This window comes from Chryseobacterium gossypii, assembly GCF_041361455.1.
GTDB classification, from domain to species: Bacteria; Bacteroidota; Bacteroidia; order Flavobacteriales; family Weeksellaceae; genus Chryseobacterium; species Chryseobacterium gossypii.
Window position 1 is genome coordinate 23,739 of record NZ_JBGCUR010000025.1, and the last position, 19,513, is coordinate 43,251.

Below are 19,513 nucleotides of genomic sequence, written 5' to 3' on the forward strand. Positions count from 1 at the left end.
TTTGATTGAATGGGTTATTTTTTCCTGATCAGCCATAATCCGATGAATGTCAGCAATCCGTTGATGATCAGTAATTCCAGACCTATTTTAAAATCCCCGCAGATGCTTTCCTGATATTTATCGATAAAGAAGGAGATGACCGGAGCTGCAACGCAAACATATGGAACCAGCTTGTCATTCACTTTATATTGTGTGAAAATTCCGAAAGCAAAGAGACCTAAAAGCGGGCCATAGGTAAAGCCGGCAAGCTTCAGAATCAGTCCGATCATAGAGTTATCATTGATGACTTTAAAGATGATGACCATGATCAGAAAGGAAAGTGCAACGGTCAGATGAATATTCTTTCTGAATTTTTCCTTCTTTCCGTCATCCCATTCTTTCTTTTCCTTCATTCCGAAAATGTCAATGCACAGCGAAGAGGTAAGGGCTGTCATTGCCCCGTCTGCGCTTGGGAATAAAGCGGAAATAAGGGCTATGATGAATATGATTGAAATAAAGGCGGGCATATGATTCAGGGCAATATCCGGGAAGAGCTGGTCACCGGAGCTTGTAACGTTTTCCTGTGCGCCGTAAAGATGCAGAAGCCCACCCATATAAAGGAACAGCGAAATCACTCCAAGCAGAATAAAGCCAAGCGTTACCATATTCTTCTGTGAATCTTTCAGTTTGGTCACGGAAAGGCTTTTCTGCATCATCTCCTGATCTATCCCTGTCATGGTGATGGTGATAAAGGCGCCTGCTAAAATCTGTTTGATAAAGAAGCTTTTCTGATTCGGATCAAAATCAAAAACCCTGGTATAGCCTTTTTCCTGCATAGCGGTAAAGCTTTCCCCTATATTCAGACCTAAATGATTCAGCATATATATCGTACAGATGATCAGCCCCAGCAGCATACATGAGGTCTGCAAAGTATCTGTCCAGACAATGGTTTTTACTCCGCCTTCGTAAGTGTACAGAATGATCATCGCCAGAATGACCAGGGTAGTAACAATAAACGGAACTCCCAGGCTGTCCAGAATGGAAACCTGTAATATATTGACCACCAGATAAAGCCGGGCAGTAGCCCCCACCAGTCTGGAAACAATGAAGATCCATGCCCCGGATTTGTAGGAAAGTTGTCCCATTCTCTGCTGCAGGTAACCATAAATGGAAGTTAGCTGCAAACGATAATATAAGGGAAGCAGGACGTATGCAATAATGATATATCCTATAAGATATCCTAAAGTGATCTGTAAATAAGCAAATTTATCATTACCAACAGCCCCCGGAACACTTACAAATGTAACTCCCGAAAGGGAAGTGCCGATCATTCCGAAAGCTACCAGCATCCAGTTACTTTTACGGTTTCCGATAAAGAAACTTTCATTATCACTTCCTTTTCCTGTTTTATAGGCTACCCAAAGCAGCAGCGCAAAATAAATGATAATGATGGACAGCAATATGATTGGAGACATGTTTTTCGATTAAAATTTTACAAATATAGCTTTTTTCCCTTCTGATAAAAAAGAAAAAACCTTCCGGAACACGATCCGGAAGGCAGGTATATAGTCTTTTATGATTATGCTAAAACATCCTGAATATCCTTGTTTTTTTGAAAGGTTGCTTTTGCAAAAGGACAAAGAGCAATGATTTTCTTTCCTTCCTTTCTTGCAAAATCTACTGCTGCCAAAACCATTTCCTTACCGACACCTCGGCCGTTATAATTTTCATCAACCTCTGTATGATCTATGATGAATCGCTCATTTCCGGCCCAGGTATAGGTCATTAAACCTGCGCGGTTACCGTGTATGAAAGCTTCAAAATCTCCGTGTTTTTCGCCGTTGGTTTGCTTTACTTCAATCATATTATGAGAATTTGGTTAGTATTTCGATTTCGTTGGTTAATATTTTATGGACGGGGCATGCATCGGCAATGGTATGAAGCCTTTTCATCTGTTCATCATCCAGATTGAAGCCCTCAAAGCTGATATCTCTTTTAAAAACAGCCCTTCTGGTAAGAGGAAAGTTTTCCAGTTCAACTTCTACATTTATTTTCTCAACATCCCATTCCTTTCTTTCAATATACATTCTCAAAGTGGCTGCCGTACAGCTGGCCAGAGAAGTAGCCAGAATTTCAAGAGGGTTGAAACCTTTGTTTTGGCCGCCCTTATCTTCCGGCTCATCAGTGATAAGCCTGTTTTCACCGGCTATCACTTCTGTGTAATATTTTGTTTTTCCTAAACTTGCTTTTACGGTTACCCCCATTATTTTTCTGTATTGGATTTATAACTTAATGCTCCTGAAGGGCATTGGTCTATTTGATTTTTAAGCTCCTGAACCGTGGCATTTCCGGCTTTTATCCAGGGCCTCTCTTTCGGATTGTAAACTTTTGGTAACATTCTTACGCAAACCGTAGAATGGATACATTTTTTAGGTTGCCAGATTATGGTAATATCCCCATTAATGTATTCGTGTGTATCCATATTAACTTTCTTTTATTGATTTTTCGATTCTTCTGTCCGGAATGAACCATATAAAGGCTACAATATAGTAGAAACCTATGGCAATATAAGGGTAAAAAAATGAAGTGGCGACCCCGGCAATATAAAATACGATGGAAATGTACTCCTTGAATTTAGAGTTTATCGCTTCGCTGAGCTTAGAGTATTCACCTTCGTTCTTAATGGCTAAATTTTCCATGATGGTATATGCAACCGCGCACATGATCAAAGTAAAGCCATAGGCGGCAACGGGGTTTTTCGCGAAATGCGTTTCGCCGATCCATTCGGTGGTAATAGGCATTAATGATAGCCAGAATAGCAGATGGAGGTTGGCCCAAAGCATTTTTCCGTTCACCTTCTTTATCACCTGGAAAAGATGGTGATGGTTATTCCAGTAGATACCTACATAAACGAAGCTGAATATATAAGCCAGAAACCTGGGAAGAAGCGGCTTCAGACTGGACCAGTCACTGCCTTCGGGTACTTTTAATTCAAGTACCATAATGGTAATGATAATGGCCAGAACACCATCACTGAAAGCTTCTAATCTTCCTTTATTCATGAGATTCCAATCTGTTGTTTAAAGTTATCTGTTTTTTCCTTAAGTTCTTTCAGCATATCGGGATGGGTAACCCCGTTCTGTAAATCAAAATTTTCATAGAACCTGGGCAGAGAGAATGTGTATCTGATCTCAGCCCCGAATTGCGGGAAAAAAGTCTTTGCCGTATTCATGACATTTCCACCGCCATAGCCGCCGGGAGAAGTGCTCATGAGAAACATCGGCTTATTTTGAAAAACCTTTACGTTAATCCTTGAAGCCCAGTCGAAAATATTCTTAAATGCGGCGCTGTAAGAGCGGTTATGCTCGGCAAGCGAGCATATAATGGCATCGCAATTTTCGATTGCATCTAAAAAGCGGTGGGCTGCATCAGGAAATCCTTTCTTTTCAAGATCCACAGAAAAAACGGGCATGGTGTAATTATTGAGGTCGATCAGATTGATCTCTTCATTCTGAAAATCCCTTAAAACAAATTTTACCAGCTCTCTGTTGATGGAAGTGGAAGATGTACTTCCTGCAAATGCCAATATTTTCATACTTAATATTTATAGGTCCGGACCGAATTATTTCCTGTTCAAAATAGCCTTGGGAAGTGGAACATATTCATGCTCATCACCAGGTACCGGAGGAAAAGCATCATGATTCTGATCATTCCAATTGACTTTAGCCTGCTCAATTAATTCTTTGTCTGAATTTACGAAATTCCAGAATATAAATCGTTCTTCATCGAAAGGCTCCCCTCCGAAAAGATAAACAGTACCATTTTCACTCATATCAAACTCACAGAGTCTTGTGTCTTTGGCTATTAAAAGCTGTTTGGAGCCATAGCTGTTTCCCTCTGCATTGACGGTCCCGTCCAGGACATACATGGCAGCCTCACCATATAAATCCTTACCGATGCTGATTTTTTTCGGCTCGATGGTTTTGATTTCAATGAAAAATAATTTACTGTGTACGGGAACCGGCGATTTCTTCCCGAATGCTTCTCCCGCGATCAGTTTATACCGGATTCCGTTTTCTTCCCAAACCGGAATCTCATCAGCTTCAATATGGTGGAAGCTTGGTTCACTCTGTTCCAGATGCTTGGGTAATCCTACCCAGATCTGAAAGCCGTGAAGCTTTTTATCTGTTGTTCTGAGGTATTCCGGGGTCCTTTCGGAATGTACAACACCTTTTCCCGCCGTCATCCAGTTGACGGCTCCCGGTTTTATCTCAATGGCACTTCCGATACTGTCCCGGTGAAAAATAGACCCTTCCAGAAGATAGGTCAGAGTCGAAAGCCCGATATGGGGATGAGGTGGAACGTCGAGATTCTGGTAATCCTTCAGTTCCGAAGGTCCCATATGGTCAATGAAAACAAATGGTCCAACGGCTCTTTTCTCGCGGAAAGGTAAAAGCCTTCCTACTAAAAAGTTGCCTATATCCGCTGCCTTCTCTTCAATAATAAGTCCTATGTTTGACATAAGTATATTTTTTGTGGATTTTAAATTATTAATCGGGTTGTTCCTGATGCTGCTGAGAACTAAAGTTGGCTATATCCCTCAAACCTTTCATCTACAATACGTTTCCATTCCGGATGTTTCTTGATATAGGCAAAAACGTAAGGACAGAACGGAAGTACTTTTTTCTGATTTTCTTCAATATAATGCAGGGTCTTTTCCACTACTGCTGCCGCCGCACCGGTTCCGGCCAGTTCCGGGTCTGCTTCCGTATGCACCAGGGCGATCTGGTGACCCATTTCACGGTAATCGATAAAGGCAAAATGTCCGTCTATTTCGATTTCGAATCTCTTATCGGTTTTCCTCAGAGGAATATTTTCAAATTCTGGTTTCATGATCTTTATTTAATTTGATTGTTAATATAGGCACTGTTAAAAACTTACCCTTACCTATAGATAAAGTTAAGAAAAAAGTATTTATGCAATTTTAAATTTATGTAATTCAGGATTTTTTAATCCTCCAGGTAGCCAAACCTGCCGGTATTGAAATCTTCAAGGGCCTGCATGATTTCTTCCTTACAGTTCATAACGAATGGGCCATGTGGATATATCGGCTCATTCAAAGGTTTTCCGCTGATGATTAATATAATGGAATCCTCATCAGCTTCGATAGCGAAGTCTTCCCCTTCGTTTTCAAACAATATCAGATGATCCGTAGGGGCCTTGTCCTTTCCATTGACGGTTATGCTTCCTTCAATCACAAGGGCTGCGGTATTGAATTCTGAAGGGAATGCAAATTCAGCCTTACCTCCGGCTGTTAGTTTCGCATTCATCATATGTATGGGGCTGAAGGTGGCTGCAGGTCCTTTATGACCGTTATATTCTCCGGCAATGATTTCAATATAGCCGTTTCTTCCCAGATCCACTTTCTCCATTTCAGAATTTTTAATGGCCTGGTATTTAGGCTTGCTCATTTTATCCTTTGCCGGGAGATTTACCCAAATCTGAACCATCTGGAAAATGCCCCCTTTTTTTGTCCATTCGGTTTCATGATGCTCTTTATGAAGAATGCCTTTGGCGGCAGTCATCCATTGCACATCCCCTTCGCTGATGACCCCGCCGCCACCGGCACTGTCATGATGCTCAACACTCCCTTTATAAGCTATGGTGACAGTTTCAAAGCCCCTGTGTGGATGTACTCCGACACCTCTGGGCTTATCAGAACCGTTAAAATAAAATTTTGAATTATAATCGAGCATGATGAACGGATCCATCCTTTTCATGCCAAGCCCGTGAACTCCCGGAATAAAATTATGAACCCTAAAACCGTCACCTATAAAATGTGCAGGACCTGGAGGTGCGATGATTTCTATATGTTTAGTTGCCATAATATTGTTATTTATAATGACAAAGTTACCCAGGTTAGAAATCAATTGCATTGATCTGTGGTAAGTAAGACCGGAATACACGGATAGTAATCCGCATTGCCGGGCTTTTTATACCTCTTTGGATTTCATGTTTTTGCCATCGGAAATATGCAGCCTTCTGAAAACAAGACCTGACAGAATGGTGAGGATACCAACGGTAAGAAAGGTATATCTGAAAGCATTATGGGTTTCCCCTCCGATGAGGTCGGAATTCTGGAATATTTTTAAAACAATCAATCCGAAAGCAATCCCGAACCCGATGGCCAGTTGCTGGTTTACGGACAAGAGTGAGTTTCCGCTGCTCGTTTGGAAATTCCTTAAATCCGCAATGGATATTGTATTCATGGAAGTGAACTGGATGGAATTGAAAAATCCCAGAACCGAAATGATCGGGATGAACCAATATAGGGAAGTATGGATATCAGGAATGGCAAGAAGGCAAATTAAGGTACCTATAATGAAAGTATTGACCATTAATGTCTGGCGGTAACCATACCGGTTTAAAATTTTAATGACGGATGATTTTCCGAATATGGCTGTAAGAGCCATGGGAGCAATGATCCATCCCGAAGTTACCGCTGATTGCTGATAAGCGATCTGGATCATTAGAGGAAGAAGCAGAGGAACCGAGCTGATCCCCAGTCTGGTCGCCAGATTACCGACAATCCCTACACGGAATGTTCGTACCTGAAATAAGTTTAAAGGAAAAATGGGGCTTTCATTTCTCCGGGCATGTTTGTAATAATAATATAAGAACAGGAATCCGAGGATAAAAATCAAAAGTACCGGAGTGGTATTCTGCAGATCCCCGAAAAGCTCCAGGGAAATCGAAAGAAGGAGTGAGGCTGCAGCAAAGATCAAAAAGCCTTTCAGGTCAAAATCCACATCATCCGATTTGTAATTCGGCATAAACTTCAGTCCCAGGATAATTCCTAAAATACCGATAGGGATGTTGATCAGGAAGATCCAGTGCCATGAAAGATAATCCACCATATATCCTCCCACCAGTGGCCCAAGCACAGGCCCGATAAGTGCCGGGATAATGGCGAAGTTCATTGCTTTTAAAAGCTCATTTTTATCAAAAGTTTTGATTAAGGCCAGCTTTCCCACCGGAGTCATCAGGCTTCCTCCCACACCCTGAACAGCCCGGGAAATAACCAGATGGGTAAGATTCTGGGAAAGGGCACAAAATAATGACCCCAGACTGAAAAGAACCAATGAAAATATAAAAACCCTTTTTGTCCCGAACCTGTCTGCCAGGAAACCGCTTGCAGGCATAAAGACAGCAAGTGTCAACACATAGCTGATGATAGCATTTTGCATATTGAGCGGGGATTCATGCAGGTCTTTGGCAATCGACGGGAGGGAAGTGTTCAGAATAGTTGAATCCAGCATTTGCATGAAGATTGCGGTTGCGAGGATTAATGGAAGAATTTTCTTTGTCGATGTTTTGGGCAGGCTTACTTCTGGCATTGTAAGAGGCGCTTTTTTAAAGATTACAGGTATTTGTTGCTCATTTTTATTCAACAAATATTCCGCCAATTTTGAAATTGTGGCAGGAAAAAACTTTGATTTGTTATAGGCTGCATCAGGCGGGCAAGCATAGAAAAAGCCCTATGAATTTCACAGGGCTTTTATATCTATTTTCTGGGCTTTTCAACCCCTTTCCATTCATCGCCGGCTTTTCTGTACTGGCTTAGCACAAAAGTTTTGAAGTCTTTGGTCTTATACTCAATATTATCGGTATTTTGCTCAAATGGCATGATGTAATAATACTCAGCATCCGTTTTATCCGTTTTGTTTCCTTTTTTCACAGACGGAACATATTTGGAGAATTTATAGTTCGGAAGATATTGCCTCAATCTTGTATAAAATTCCTTATTCTCTTTTTCATCAGGAATAATATCTACAATGTGGAAATCATCTTTTTTCTTATCAATCCAGAGGTAATAGGTTTTTTCTTCCTGGGTTTTTCTGTTTAGGGAATTGAATGCAAATAATTCTTTTGGAACCAGTTCCTTGATCTTTTCCGGGTCAACTTTGGTGAAATATTCGCCCTGAGAAGGATCCACATAAGTTTCCAGGTTGTACATCAGGACAGAATTATTTTCAAATTTTTTATTTTTAAAATACTGGTTTAGAGAAAGCTCCGCGGTCTCTCTAAGCTCTTTGCCTCTTTCGTCCAGTTTTTTGGTAGGGTTCTGAGGATTTACTTTTTTTACGAACTCATATAGAACAACAGGCTTCACATCTTTAAGGTGCGGATACGTTTTAAGTTGCTCTGCCTTTACCAGCCAGTAATATTGCTGATAAAAATCTTCTTTTTCATTATCTTTTACACTTTTATAAGCCAGGGCAAGCTTCTTTGAGTTAAGGTATTTGCCGTATTTACCTTGTCCGAAAGCAAAACTTATAGATAATAAAGCAAATAAGATCGTAATGTTTCTTCTCATTTTTTTATAATTGATATTTTCGTTTTCCAAATATAATTATTTATTAGATATTATTTTTTATTAATGGTTAAATTATATCAATATTATTACCGTTCGTTCAAAAGAAAATCCTGTATTGCTACAGGATTGATAAATGATCTATGATTTCTGTTCATAAGAGATCTGATGTACTTTTACGGCTCTTCCGCTGGGATCATTCATTTTTTTAAAAGCTTCATCCCATTCCAGGGCAACTGGGGTGGAGCAAGCCACAGAAGGTACCGAAGGTACGGTAGCCGCTGCTGTTTCGCTTGGGAAATGTTCTTCAAAAATTGCTCTGTAGCGGTACTCTTCCTTATTCTGTGGAGTATTCAGCGGAAACCTGAACCGGGCATTGGCCATCATTTCGTCGGTTACTTCCTGTTCAGCGATATCCTTTAAAGTATCGATCCAGGAGTATCCCACACCGTCTGAGAACTGCTCCTTCTGTCTCCATACGATAGATTCGGGAAGAAGGTCCTCAAAAGCTTTTCTCAATATCCATTTTTCAATCTTTCCTTCGGAAGCATTTACCATCTTGTCCTTTGGATTAAGAGTCATGGCTATATCCATAAATTCCTTGTCCAGGAAGGGTACGCGTCCTTCTATTCCCCAGCTCATCAAGGCTTTATTGGCTCTCAGGCAGTCATAAAGATGAAGCTTTCCAAGCTTTCTTACCGTTTCATCGTGAAACTCTTTAGCGTCGGGTGCTTTATGGAAGTACAGATATCCGCCAAACAATTCATCGGAGCCTTCTCCTGAAAGCACCATTTTTATTCCCATGGATTTGATTACTCTTGCCAGCAGATACATAGGAGTGGAGGCCCTTACGGTGGTCACATCATAAGTTTCCAGATGGTAGATCACATCCCGTATGGCATCCAGCCCTTCCTGGATGGTAAAATTAATTTCATGATGCACGGATCCTATATGTTCAGCTGCTTTTCTGGCAGCCTCGAGGTCCGGAGAGCCAGCCAGACCTACGGCAAAGCTATGCAATCTGGGGTACCAGGCTTCCTGCGTATCGTCGCTTTCTACTCTCTGCCTTGCAAATTTGGCGGCGATGGCAGAGATTACGGAAGAGTCCAGGCCCCCTGAAAGAAGCACGCCATAAGGAACATCGCTCATCAGTTGCCTGTGTACCGCCTCTTCAAGACCTTTTCTTAGTTTTCCGATATCGGTTTTATTGTCTTTTACATTATCAAAGCTTTCCCAGTCCCTCCGGTACCATTGCTGAAGCTCGTTACTGTCTTTGCTGTATACAAAATGCCCGGGTAAAAAGGTTTCAATGCTTTTGCAGACACCTTCCAGGGCTTTCAGCTCGGAGGCTACATAATAATTGCCGTTCTTATCCCAGCCCTGGTAAAGCGGACAGATCCCCATATGGTCACGGGCGATCAGGTATACGCTATTTTCAATATCGTATAATGCAAAAGCAAAAATACCGTTTAGTTTTTCTATGAAATTTTTTCCGTATTTTCTGTAAAGTGCTAAAATTATTTCACAATCAGACTGGGTCTGAAATTCATAATCAGGAAACTCTTCTCTTAATTGCCTGTGATTATAGATCTCACCATTTACGGCCAGTACTATTTTTCCGTCTTTTGTAAACAAAGGCTGTTTTCCGGAAGTAGGATCTACGATGGCAAGCCTTTCATGAGAAAAAACCACTTTTTCATCCTGAAAAACCCCGCTCCAGTCCGGTCCTCTGTGCCGGATCTTTTTTGACATTTCCAAGACCCGTGGCCTTAATGTTTCAGTTTTTTGTTTGGCATCAAACAAGCATACAATTCCACACATTTTATTATTTTTTGAAACAAAAGTAAAGTTGTGGTTTAAAAATAGCAATTAAAAAGAAATATAAGTTTAAATTTTTAACTTAATAATTAATTTTTAGGAATATTTTTAATTTAAATTGAATAAATTCGTAGATTTAGTTGATTTTTTTCATTTAGAATATTATGAGCCCATATACGAAATAAAAATGAAATATTTATTAATCTATGGTAATTAATTATCAAAAAAATAGTTATTACTTTGTGGCTCGAAATAATTTTTTTTCATCATTTGTGTTTTTACCTTCTCATAATTCTCTTATGAGAAGGTTTTTATTTTATTCAGAACCTAACAAAACGCCCGAAACATTCCATGAACTGAAGCTTGTTCCTTCTACAGGCCCCTGTGGAATTTTTATCTGTACGGTATGTTTTCCCGCTTTCAGATCGCCCAAAGGAATGAAATCAGGGTTAGTAACTGTTCCCGGGCACCAGTTAGACCTGCTTAAATCTGATGAGGATAACCCGTCCTGGAAATTTCCTGATGCAGGGTTGTACAACCGGTAAGATCCGCAATCCGTTCTCCATGGTACAAATGAGAATATCATTTTTCCATCAATGAAGACAGAATTGGTTTTCGGAACAAATTCATCGCCGTTTTCCCATCCGCCATGCCCCGTTGTAATGTACCTTAACTGGGCGTTTTTTAAATCTTTCTTCAGCGTGAACTCTACAAAAAGCCCTTTATCACGGTCAAACATGGTTGAATAATCCTGCCCAGCCATTTCCATAATATTCAGGGTATTGAATAAAGGAATTACGGTATTGTTCTTATTGATCCCCTGATCGCTTTTGTGAATCGTGACCTCAAGGCTCACCCGATGTCCTCCTTTATCATAATTACCAATAAACGTACCAATCCATAATTCTTTCCCCGACATCACAGGCTTAAGCTCTGTAATGTCTTGTCTGTAAGGGCTTAAGGTTTGCCAGCTTTTCCCTTTCAATTGAATATGATTGAACTTTTGGATCCCGAAAGCGGTGAAAAATCTCATCATTTCTATGGCCGGGCTGTAATGATCGGTTGAAATGACCCCAAAATACTGTTTCCCGTTGCCGTTCTCATACACCGGAAGCGTTTTGGCACCCTTTTCCAGGCCATCAAAAAAGGATTGTGCCTTTTCCTGCGGGATCAGAAATACCGTTCCGGTTCTGTCATAGGCATCACCGTTGGATTGCTGCTTCAGCTCAACAAAGATGGTCTCACCTTCCGAGATTTGTGGAAATTTTACTTTTTTAAGTATAATTGTCCCGTTGGCGAATCTTTTAATGTTCTCATCGGATCTGGACTCATCAGAGAAATTTATGATTTCATTTTCAAAAATCTTTAAAGTGGTGAATCTGCTTTTCCAAAGAAAATCCCTGTAGCTTAACTGATCCGTGGGGTTTACAGGGCCTTTAAGGATGTTGTCAATTCCGGATTTTTTAATTTTTTTGATCGCACTGGCGGTGATCAGTGAATTTTTATTGCGTTCAATTTCCAGCACCAGACCCAGCCCCTGACCAATTGTAGACGGGCCTCCTTTGATCTTAAGATCATTGGTGTACCAGACCTCAATGGTATTGGAATTGATCTTGGTAACAGCTTTTTTACAATGGTATCCCAGTATTTTCTTGGTTTCGTTTGTAAATTCAAAGCTCTGTTTTCCTATCGATTCGGTATCAGAGGTGGAAATGGTTTCATCAGGCTTTAAAAAGGCATAGGAAACTATCGTTTCTGAAGGAAACTCCACTTTGGTTATTTCAAAAGGATATTCACTTCTCTGATCCCGGATCTTGCTGTTCAGGATGAAGTTCTCCTTTCCGTTCACCCAGACCAGGGTGGTGGGCTGTTCCGTAAGGACTTTTCCGTTATAAGAACTGGTATACTGTATCTCATAGGTTTGGGCATAAACCATACAAAAAAGGAAAATAAAGAAAGTTGATAAAATTCTTGTGGGCATAATAATGATTTTTGCTGATGTTAAAATAAGTTTAACATTTAGTGATAGGTATAGGATGGTTTTGTAAAAGTTACATTCAGCCGGAAAAATTAATATTTGAAGTGAAAGCAGAGTAAAAAAGCTACCGGACGAGAGTAGCTTTATCAATTTTTTATGTTCCGGATAATTAGGATAATCAGGAAACTCTTTCGATCAGGGCCATATAAAAGCCGTCGTAGCCTTCGCTGGGCATTATTTTCTCCTCTTTGATCATTTTAAAGCCGGGATTATTTTTCAGGAACTCTTCCACCTGTTCATTGTTTTCGGATGGAAGGATAGAGCAGGTGGCATAAACCATTTTTCCGCCCTTCTTTAGCATTCTTGAATAATCCTGAAGAATCTGTTGCTGCTCTTTTTTGATCCTGTCTATAAATTCCTGGTCTATTTTCCACTTGCTGTCCGGATTTCTTTTCAAAACTCCCAGTCCTGAGCATGGGGCATCGATCAGAAGCCTGTCAGCTTTGTCATAAAGACGTTTGATAACTTTATTGTCGGTAATTAAACGTGTTTCAATATTATGGGCCCCGGCTCTTTTGGCGCGGCGTTTCAATTCTGCCAATTTCCAATCGAAAATGTCCAGGGCGATGATCTGGCCTTTATTTTTCATCAGTGCAGCCAGATGAAGGGTTTTACCTCCCGCACCGGCACAGGCATCTACAACTCTCTGCCCTTCTTTCACATCAAGAAAATATCCTATTTTTTGGGATGAGGCATCCTGCACTTCAAATAAACCATCCTTGAAAGCCGTGGTAAGGAAGACATTTTTCTTTTCCTCCAGTTGTACGGCATCCGGGTAATGGCTTATAGGATGGGAAACAATATTTTCATCTGAAAGATCTGAAACAAGCTCTTTGGCTGATGTTTTAAGAGAATTGGCTCTTAAAACGGTAGGAGCCTGTTCATTCAGAGCCTTCATTTCTTTTTCCCAGCCGGATCCTAGTTCTTTTTCCAGAGTTTCGGCAAGCCATTCGGGGATGGAAAATTCTATGGCTTTTGTGGGAACCGTATTCTTTTTCAGTTTGGTAATGATATCTGCGGTTTTTATGCCGTCGAATTCATCAAACTTTTTAAATTTGGTTTCACTCCAAAGAAGATAAGCGAGGATCAGTTTATAGATATTCCCCGGTTTCACACCTTCACCCATATAGTATTCAAGGCGTTTTTTCCAGCGGATGATATTGTAGAAGATCTCAGAAACAACGGCTCTGTCCTGGCTTCCCCATTTTTTGTTGGCTTTTAAAAGCCTTTCGATTACCTTATCAGCATATTTGTTTTTTTCAAAAAACGTTTCCTGTAAAGCATCGTGAATACCGATTAATAAGTTTCTGTGAATAAGTTCCATAAATCTTCTGCTGTTTTGAATCTGCAAAAGTACGAATTATAGTTGAGAATTGCCGATTTTTCCGGATAGCCTCCGGATGCAATTAAATTCATAAAGCTTTAATCTTCCGTATTAAAAAATTACCTTTGCAAAAATTAAAATATGAGCGATACTGTACATTGTCCTAAGTGTGATTCCGAATTTACCTATCCGGACGAGAATATGATGGTCTGTTCCCAATGCTTCTATGAATGGGATCCGGAAGAGATAGCTGCTGATGCGTCCAATGCCGGAAAAATACTGGACTCTAATGGTAATGAGCTGCAGGATGGAGATTCCGTTGTCGTGATCAAGGATCTTCCCGTAAAAGGAGCTCCAAAACCGGTGAAGGCGGGAACAAAAGTGAAGAATATCCGCCTCAATTTTGACAGTGACCATAATATAGACTGTAAGATAGACGGGTTTGGTTCCATGGCTTTAAAATCAGAATTTGTAAAGAAAGCATAACATTTACAGTACGGATTCGGGGATCTGCTGACCGCTTCTGCTATAATATGGCTGGCGAATCAGCATAAAAAAAAGGAAAAAATTGGACAGTGTAATCTTTCAAAAGACTTGATTGCAAAATGCTAATGTTCGTCTCAGAGGCAGAAAGAGAATTAACCAAAAATTTCCTTATGCTGTGAAGTACAAATGTAAGAAAAAGTTTCAAAAAGGAATTGTTTTCAGAAACTTTTTATCCACAAACTAACAATTACAGAGAGATGAATTTTTACTGCTGTGGATATTACACTTCAAATGAAATTGTAACCGGGTTTTCCAGTCTGTGATCTGTATAAACCACAATCTCCTTGTTTTTTGCCCTGACTTTATTCCAGTAATGATTCCCCGCAAACCGGCTTTCCAAAACTTCGGCTTCTATACCCTTATCACTGATTTTGATTTCGTGAGGATAATAGGCGAATTTAGGAATCCGGAAATCATCAGCCTCATGCCTGTCAAAAATATTCACTTCTCCGAACAGCTTGGCTACATAAGGATTATAGGGATGCTTGTAGGTTTCCTCCGGGCTGTCGTTCTGGATCAGCCTTCCGTTCTGAAGAATGATGATCTGATCCAGCCATGGCATGATATCCTGAAGCTCATGGGTAGAAATGATCAGTGAGATGTGATGTTGTTTCACATATCTGAAAAGCCTTTCACGCAGCTCTATTTTCCTGGAGAAATCCAGATTGCTGAACGGCTCATCTAAAATTAAAAGCTTAGGTAAAACAGAAAGAGCCCTTGCAATGGCAACCCTTTGCTGCTGTCCACCGCTGAGATATCTGGGCAGGACATTGGCATATTCCTCCAGACCTACCACTTGCAGGAGCTCTGTAACAGTTTCTTTTTTTCTGTCCAAATTGATATTCGAAATAAATTTCCCAACATTTTCCGCCACGGTAGCATAAGGCATAAGGTCAAAATTCTGGGCTACAAATTTCATTTCAGCCTCCCCGGGTACAAGATTTCCTTTAGGGCCCAAAAGCTTTGTCCCGTTAAAAATAATCTCCCCGCTTTGCCAGTCCAGCAGTCCATAGATCAGGCTTAACAATGTGGATTTCCCACATCCGCTTTCTCCAGCCAGGGCAATGATCCGGCCTTCTTCAAACTTCAGGTTAAGATTCTGAAACAGTGGTTTTTCCTCTGAATATGAAAAATATAAGTTGTTTATCTCTAATAGCATCATATTACAAATGTAATGTTTTTAGGAAAGAATTAAATTTTTTATTATATTAGCGCTTGTAATCAATTCAGAAACAAAAATGAGAAAAAAACTGTTTACATTAGTTATTCCTGCTTTTTTTGCCGCTGCGGCAGTTATTTCCTGCAAAAAAGAGAAGCCTCTTGCAAGCGAAGGCAATGAAGTGACAACAACTAAAGAAGGTAATCAATATACCGTAGATACCTTAAACAGTAAAGTGGAGTGGAAGGGATATAAGATTTTTAAAACTGAAAATACGAGTCATTTCGGAACTATCAGGTTTGAAAGCGGTGACGTTACGGTAAAAGACGGAAAGCTGGAAAGCGGAAAGTTTGTTGCCGACATGAATTCTCTGACCTCCGTTGATCTGAAAGATGACGCGGATCAGTTAGGGAAACTGAACGGTCATCTGAAAAGCGGTGATTTCTTTGAAGTGGAGAAATTTCCGACCGCCTCCTACGAGATCACGAAAGTTACCCCTGTTTCAGAAGGAGATTACAATACGCTTTTAGATGGCAATCTGACGATCAAAGGGATCACAAAACCTGTTCAGTTCAAAGCTAATGTTTCCGTAAAAGAAGGAGAAGTAAGCATTGCCACTGAGCCAAAGGATATTGACAGAGAAGAATTTGGAGTGAAGTTTCAGGCTCCTGTTGAAAACGGAGTCATTAAAAATGAGGTAACACTTCAGATCAACGTTAAAGCTTTAGAAAAGAAATAATTTTTTTATTTAAGTGAAATAAGTGATTGAAGTCTGCCTCCCAAAAAGAGGCAGATTTTTTATGATAATTATTCAATTGAAAAAACGTATTTTTGCAAAACATTTTGAAAGGGTAAAACAATGATAGAAAAGATTGATGAATTACTGGTTGAAGTAAACAGTTTCAACGCCACATCAAAGGAGGAGATTGAAAATTTCCGGATCAAGTATAATGGTAAAAAAGGGATTCTGAATGATTTTTTTGAAAAATTCAAAGAGGTTCCCAATGACCAGAAAAAAGAATTCGGACAGAAGATCAATTCTTTGAAGCAGGCTGTGAATATAAAACTGGAGAATTTAAAAAATGCTTCAGCATCTTCTATGGTAGCGGAAAAAGAAGATCTTACCAGGCCTGCTTTCCCATTGGAGCTGGGATCAAGACATCCTATCAGCCTTGTGAAAAACAGGATCATTGAGATTTTTAAATCTATCGGTTTTGCGGTAGCTGACGGGCCGGAAATTGAAGATGACTGGCACAATTTCACAGCGCTTAACCTTCCGGAATACCATCCGGCAAGAGATATGCAGGATACCTTCTTCATTGAGCAGAACCCGGACATCCTTTTAAGAACCCATACTTCCTCTGTGCAGATCCGTTATATGGAGCAAAACCAACCGCCGATCAGGATTTTATCCCCCGGAAGAGTTTTCAGGAATGAGGCGGTTTCTTCACGCTCACACTGTATTTTCCATCAGATTGAAGGATTATATATCGATGAAAATGTAAGCTTTGCGGATCTGAAGCAGACCATCCAGTTCTTTACAACAGAACTTTTCGGTAAATCTAAAATAAGAATGAGGCCTTCTTACTTTCCGTTTACAGAGCCCAGTGCAGAGATCGATGTATATTGGGGATTAAATTCCGAGACGGATTACAGGATTACGAAAGGTACGGGCTGGCTGGAGATCATGGGATGCGGAATGGTAGATCCTGCCGTTTTGAAAAATGTAAACATAGACTCTGAAAAATATTCGGGCTATGCGTTCGGAATGGGGATTGAAAGAATTGTGATGCTTCTCTACCAGATGAGCGATATCAGGATGTTCTTTGAAAATGATATAAGAACTTTACAGCAATTTAAAACATTATAAGCAAAACCTCCGGAATCCCGGAGGTTTTGTGTAAAGATAAAAATGGTTATATATGATTAATTTGTGAATTTCAAAGGATATTTCACATTTTTATAATCATCGATACTTGCTTTTAAAGAGCCAACAGCCAGTTCCGCTTTCAGCAGCATCGGAATATGGTTGGCATCATTGGAGACCCACATGGTAACTCCTTCCTTTTCTTTAAAGACCCTTCCGCTTTTTACAGATGGGATAATCTTCAGGCAGTTTATAGTACCGAATTTTGTTTTCAGATTTTCTGTTCCGATTACTTTGAGCTGGAAAGGGAACATTTCATCATCAATCCACACATTCATATTGATTACAGTTCCTACTTTGAGCTCAGCGGGGCTTTTACTCCTTAAATAATAAAAACAGGAAAGCATATCCTGAACACCTTTTACAGATTTTATAACCTTCGAGCCGTTAGCGGGATTTTTTTTATCAGTCAGAATCAGCGTCTGGTCATCATGATTGAAGACAGTCTCATAATGCTGGCGATACCCTCCTTCCCGGACATTCCTGACGTAGAAACTCGGTAGCTGGGTATCAATATTAATAAAGCTTTCATATAGATCCTCCACTTTAAAAAAGGCCTTTACTGCCCCGGTAGTTCTGCCGACGCCTTTGGCATAAAGATGAGGAATGCCCCTGTACGTTGTTTTTTTTGTGGTAAGATTAGCTGTTCCTGCGTTTAAGATTCCGTAATGGATCCTGTAAGTTAAAGATTCACCATCTGCAATATTGTCTATTTGGGCAAAGCCCAGACAAAATGAGAAGGTGGCTAAAAAAAATAGTATTTTCTTCATGATAAGACATTTACAAAAACATTGCCAAAATAAGAATGCCCATATTTTTATCTTTATTTGACAAATCTCAGTTTTTTATTTAGACTCAATTAAATCAGCTTCGCTTTAAAATTAGTAAATTTGCGGCTACACATATAATTAAATTATCTTCTTATTATGATAACTACCGATATATTGATCATAGGGGCAGGACCTACTGGACTTTTCGCAGTGTTTGAAGCAGGATTGTTAAAAATGAAGTGTCATATCATAGATGCGCTTCCGCAGCCAGGAGGGCAGTTAGCCGAACTTTATCCCAAGAAGCCTATTTTCGATATTCCCGGTTATCCTTCGGTGAACGCCGGAGAATTGATCGATAATTTAATGGAACAGATCAAGCAGTTTCAACCGGGCTTTACTTTGGGGGAAACAGCGGTTACTTTAAATAAGATTGACGACGAATGGTTTGAAGTAATTACCAACAAAGGAACCGTTCACAGAGCCAAAGCCGTAGCCATTGCGGGAGGCTTGGGAACTTTTGAGCCGAGAAAGCCAGCCATTGAGAATATTGCTGATTATGAGGAAAAGGGCCTTGAATATTTTGTAAAAGAGCCGGAACACTTCAGAAATAAAAGAGTGGTTATTGCAGGTGGAGGAGATTCAGCGCTCGATTGGAGTATTTTCCTTGCCAATGTAGCCAGTGAGGTTACTTTGATCCACAGAAGAAATGAATTCAGAGGAGCTCTGGACTCTGTGGAAAAAGTTCAGGATCTGAAAAATCAAGGGAAAATCAGGCTGATCACACCTGCTGAGGTGACGGCCATCAAAGGTGACGGGAAAGTAGAGGCCATCACGGTGGAAGTTGAAGGACAGGAAGCTTATGATATTGCCACGGATTATTTTATCCCTTTATTCGGATTGACTCCAAAACTGGGAGATATCGGAAACTGGGGATTGAATATTGAGAAAAATGCCATTGTCGTAAATAATGCCCTGGATTACCAGACTAATATTGAAGGGGTATATGCTATCGGGGATATCAATACTTATCCGGGAAAACTGAAGCTGATTTTATGCGGGTTCCATGAAGCGACATTGATGTGTCAGAGTGTTTACAACAGATTGAATCCGGGTAAGAAATATGTATTGAAGTATACAACAGTGAGTGGGGTAGACGGTTTCGACGGAAGCCGTAAGGAAGCGGAAAAGGCGGTTGTGAAAAAAATTGACTAATTTTGCAGAATTATGTCAGATATAAATATTAAAATCACCGACAGAGAAGGTGTGGTTCATGATATTGTAGCTCCTACGGATATGTCTATGAACCTGATGGAGATCATCCGTTCCTATGAATTGGCGGAAGAAGGAACTATTGGAGTTTGCGGTGGAATGGCAATGTGTGCTTCGTGTCAGGTATACGTAATCAATGATCCGGGCCTTGAACCCATGGGAGGCGAAGAGGATGCCATGCTGGCGGAAGCTTTTCATGTGAAGGAAAACAGCAGACTGGGATGCCAGCTGCATATTGCAACATATATGGAAGGGCTTGAAGTGGAAATTGCTCCCTATCCTTAAAAACAAGTCAATTGAAAATACAAG

General features: G+C 40.2%; 21 protein-coding genes. 5 read left to right on the plus strand and 16 right to left on the minus strand.

The window, feature by feature from the left end; genetic code table 11:
- Positions 1–14 precede the first annotated feature (14 nt).
- The 14 genes from ABMQ40_RS13110 to ABMQ40_RS13175 form a co-directional block, all read right to left on the minus strand.
- A complete protein-coding gene (locus ABMQ40_RS13110; protein ID WP_370900317.1) occupies positions 15–1,454 on the minus strand; it encodes a sodium:solute symporter in 1,440 nt (479 codons plus the stop codon).
- A gap of 104 nt (positions 1,455–1,558) precedes the next feature.
- Entirely contained in the window at positions 1,559–1,843 is a 285-nt protein-coding gene (locus ABMQ40_RS13115; protein ID WP_370900319.1) for a GNAT family N-acetyltransferase, read from the minus strand.
- 1 nt (position 1,844) lies between these two features.
- Complete coding sequence (locus ABMQ40_RS13120) at positions 1,845–2,243, minus strand: OsmC family protein (RefSeq protein WP_370900321.1); 399 nt, start codon at positions 2,241–2,243, stop codon at positions 1,845–1,847.
- A complete protein-coding gene (locus ABMQ40_RS13125; protein WP_370900323.1) occupies positions 2,243–2,461 on the minus strand; it encodes a (4Fe-4S)-binding protein in 219 nt (72 codons plus the stop codon). The genes ABMQ40_RS13120 and ABMQ40_RS13125 overlap by 1 nt, the downstream gene beginning before the upstream one ends.
- Position 2,462: 1 nt before the next feature.
- Positions 2,463–3,041 carry a TMEM175 family protein gene (locus ABMQ40_RS13130; protein WP_370900325.1) on the minus strand — a complete coding sequence of 193 codons (579 nt, stop codon included), beginning with the start codon at positions 3,039–3,041 and terminating at the stop codon, positions 2,463–2,465.
- On the minus strand, positions 3,038–3,574 hold the full coding sequence (locus ABMQ40_RS13135; protein WP_370900327.1) for an NADPH-dependent FMN reductase: 537 nt from the start codon (positions 3,572–3,574) through the stop codon (positions 3,038–3,040). Before ABMQ40_RS13135 ends, ABMQ40_RS13130 begins: the two co-directional genes overlap by 4 nt.
- A 27-nt stretch (positions 3,575–3,601) precedes the next feature.
- Positions 3,602–4,501 (minus strand): pirin family protein, encoded by a 900-nt coding sequence (locus tag ABMQ40_RS13140; RefSeq protein WP_370900329.1) that lies wholly within the window; start codon positions 4,499–4,501, stop codon positions 3,602–3,604.
- A 59-nt stretch (positions 4,502–4,560) separates the two neighbouring features.
- Positions 4,561–4,872, minus strand: a complete 312-nt coding sequence (locus tag ABMQ40_RS13145) for a GNAT family N-acetyltransferase (RefSeq protein ID WP_370900331.1) — start codon at positions 4,870–4,872, stop codon at positions 4,561–4,563.
- A 116-nt stretch (positions 4,873–4,988) separates the two neighbouring features.
- Positions 4,989–5,864 (minus strand): pirin family protein, encoded by an 876-nt coding sequence (locus ABMQ40_RS13150; RefSeq protein WP_370900333.1) that lies wholly within the window; start codon positions 5,862–5,864, stop codon positions 4,989–4,991.
- Positions 5,865–5,972: 108 nt separating this feature from the next.
- Positions 5,973–7,376: an MFS transporter gene (locus ABMQ40_RS13155; protein ID WP_370900335.1), complete on the minus strand. Its 1,404-nt coding sequence runs from the start codon at positions 7,374–7,376 to the stop codon at positions 5,973–5,975.
- Positions 7,377–7,543: 167 nt separating this feature from the next.
- Positions 7,544–8,356: a hypothetical protein gene (locus tag ABMQ40_RS13160; protein ID WP_370900337.1), complete on the minus strand. Its 813-nt coding sequence runs from the start codon at positions 8,354–8,356 to the stop codon at positions 7,544–7,546.
- Between the two features lie 138 nt (positions 8,357–8,494).
- Positions 8,495–10,174, minus strand: a complete 1,680-nt coding sequence (gene asnB / locus ABMQ40_RS13165; RefSeq protein ID WP_370900339.1) for an asparagine synthase B — start codon at positions 10,172–10,174, stop codon at positions 8,495–8,497.
- 313 nt (positions 10,175–10,487) lie between these two features.
- On the minus strand, positions 10,488–12,152 hold the full coding sequence (locus ABMQ40_RS13170) for a GLPGLI family protein (protein WP_370900341.1): 1,665 nt from the start codon (positions 12,150–12,152) through the stop codon (positions 10,488–10,490).
- Between the two features lie 175 nt (positions 12,153–12,327).
- Positions 12,328–13,533 carry an RsmB/NOP family class I SAM-dependent RNA methyltransferase gene (locus tag ABMQ40_RS13175; RefSeq protein ID WP_370900343.1) on the minus strand — a complete coding sequence of 402 codons (1,206 nt, stop codon included), beginning with the start codon at positions 13,531–13,533 and terminating at the stop codon, positions 12,328–12,330.
- Positions 13,534–13,674: 141 nt separating this feature from the next.
- Here ABMQ40_RS13175 and ABMQ40_RS13180 point away from each other — a divergent pair, with 141 nt between their 5' ends.
- Complete coding sequence (locus tag ABMQ40_RS13180) at positions 13,675–14,019, plus strand: zinc ribbon domain-containing protein YjdM (protein WP_370900345.1); 345 nt, start codon at positions 13,675–13,677, stop codon at positions 14,017–14,019.
- A 280-nt stretch (positions 14,020–14,299) separates the two neighbouring features.
- Here the strand turns inward: ABMQ40_RS13180 and ABMQ40_RS13185 are convergent, their stop codons facing one another.
- Positions 14,300–15,238, minus strand: coding sequence for a sulfate/molybdate ABC transporter ATP-binding protein (locus tag ABMQ40_RS13185; RefSeq protein ID WP_370900371.1), 939 nt, complete (start codon positions 15,236–15,238; stop codon positions 14,300–14,302).
- A gap of 79 nt (positions 15,239–15,317) precedes the next feature.
- Between ABMQ40_RS13185 and ABMQ40_RS13190 the strand changes: the two genes are divergently transcribed.
- Together ABMQ40_RS13190 and ABMQ40_RS13195 are read left to right on the plus strand one after the other, a co-directional pair.
- The gene (locus ABMQ40_RS13190; protein ID WP_370900347.1) at positions 15,318–15,977 is read left to right on the plus strand and encodes a YceI family protein; all 660 of its coding nucleotides are present in this window, start codon (positions 15,318–15,320) and stop codon (positions 15,975–15,977) included.
- 120 nt (positions 15,978–16,097) lie between these two features.
- Positions 16,098–17,108 (plus strand): phenylalanine--tRNA ligase subunit alpha, encoded by a 1,011-nt coding sequence (locus ABMQ40_RS13195; RefSeq protein ID WP_370900349.1) that lies wholly within the window; start codon positions 16,098–16,100, stop codon positions 17,106–17,108.
- A 56-nt stretch (positions 17,109–17,164) separates the two neighbouring features.
- Here the strand turns inward: ABMQ40_RS13195 and ABMQ40_RS13200 are convergent, their stop codons facing one another.
- A complete protein-coding gene (locus tag ABMQ40_RS13200; RefSeq protein WP_370900351.1) occupies positions 17,165–17,935 on the minus strand; it encodes a DUF3108 domain-containing protein in 771 nt (256 codons plus the stop codon).
- Positions 17,936–18,091: 156 nt separating this feature from the next.
- Between ABMQ40_RS13200 and ABMQ40_RS13205 the strand changes: the two genes are divergently transcribed.
- On the plus strand, positions 18,092–19,147 hold the full coding sequence (locus tag ABMQ40_RS13205) for an NAD(P)/FAD-dependent oxidoreductase (protein WP_370900353.1): 1,056 nt from the start codon (positions 18,092–18,094) through the stop codon (positions 19,145–19,147).
- Positions 19,148–19,159: 12 nt separating this feature from the next.
- Positions 19,160–19,489: a 2Fe-2S iron-sulfur cluster-binding family protein gene (locus ABMQ40_RS13210; protein WP_370900355.1), complete on the plus strand. Its 330-nt coding sequence runs from the start codon at positions 19,160–19,162 to the stop codon at positions 19,487–19,489.
- Positions 19,490–19,513: the final 24 nt, after the last annotated feature.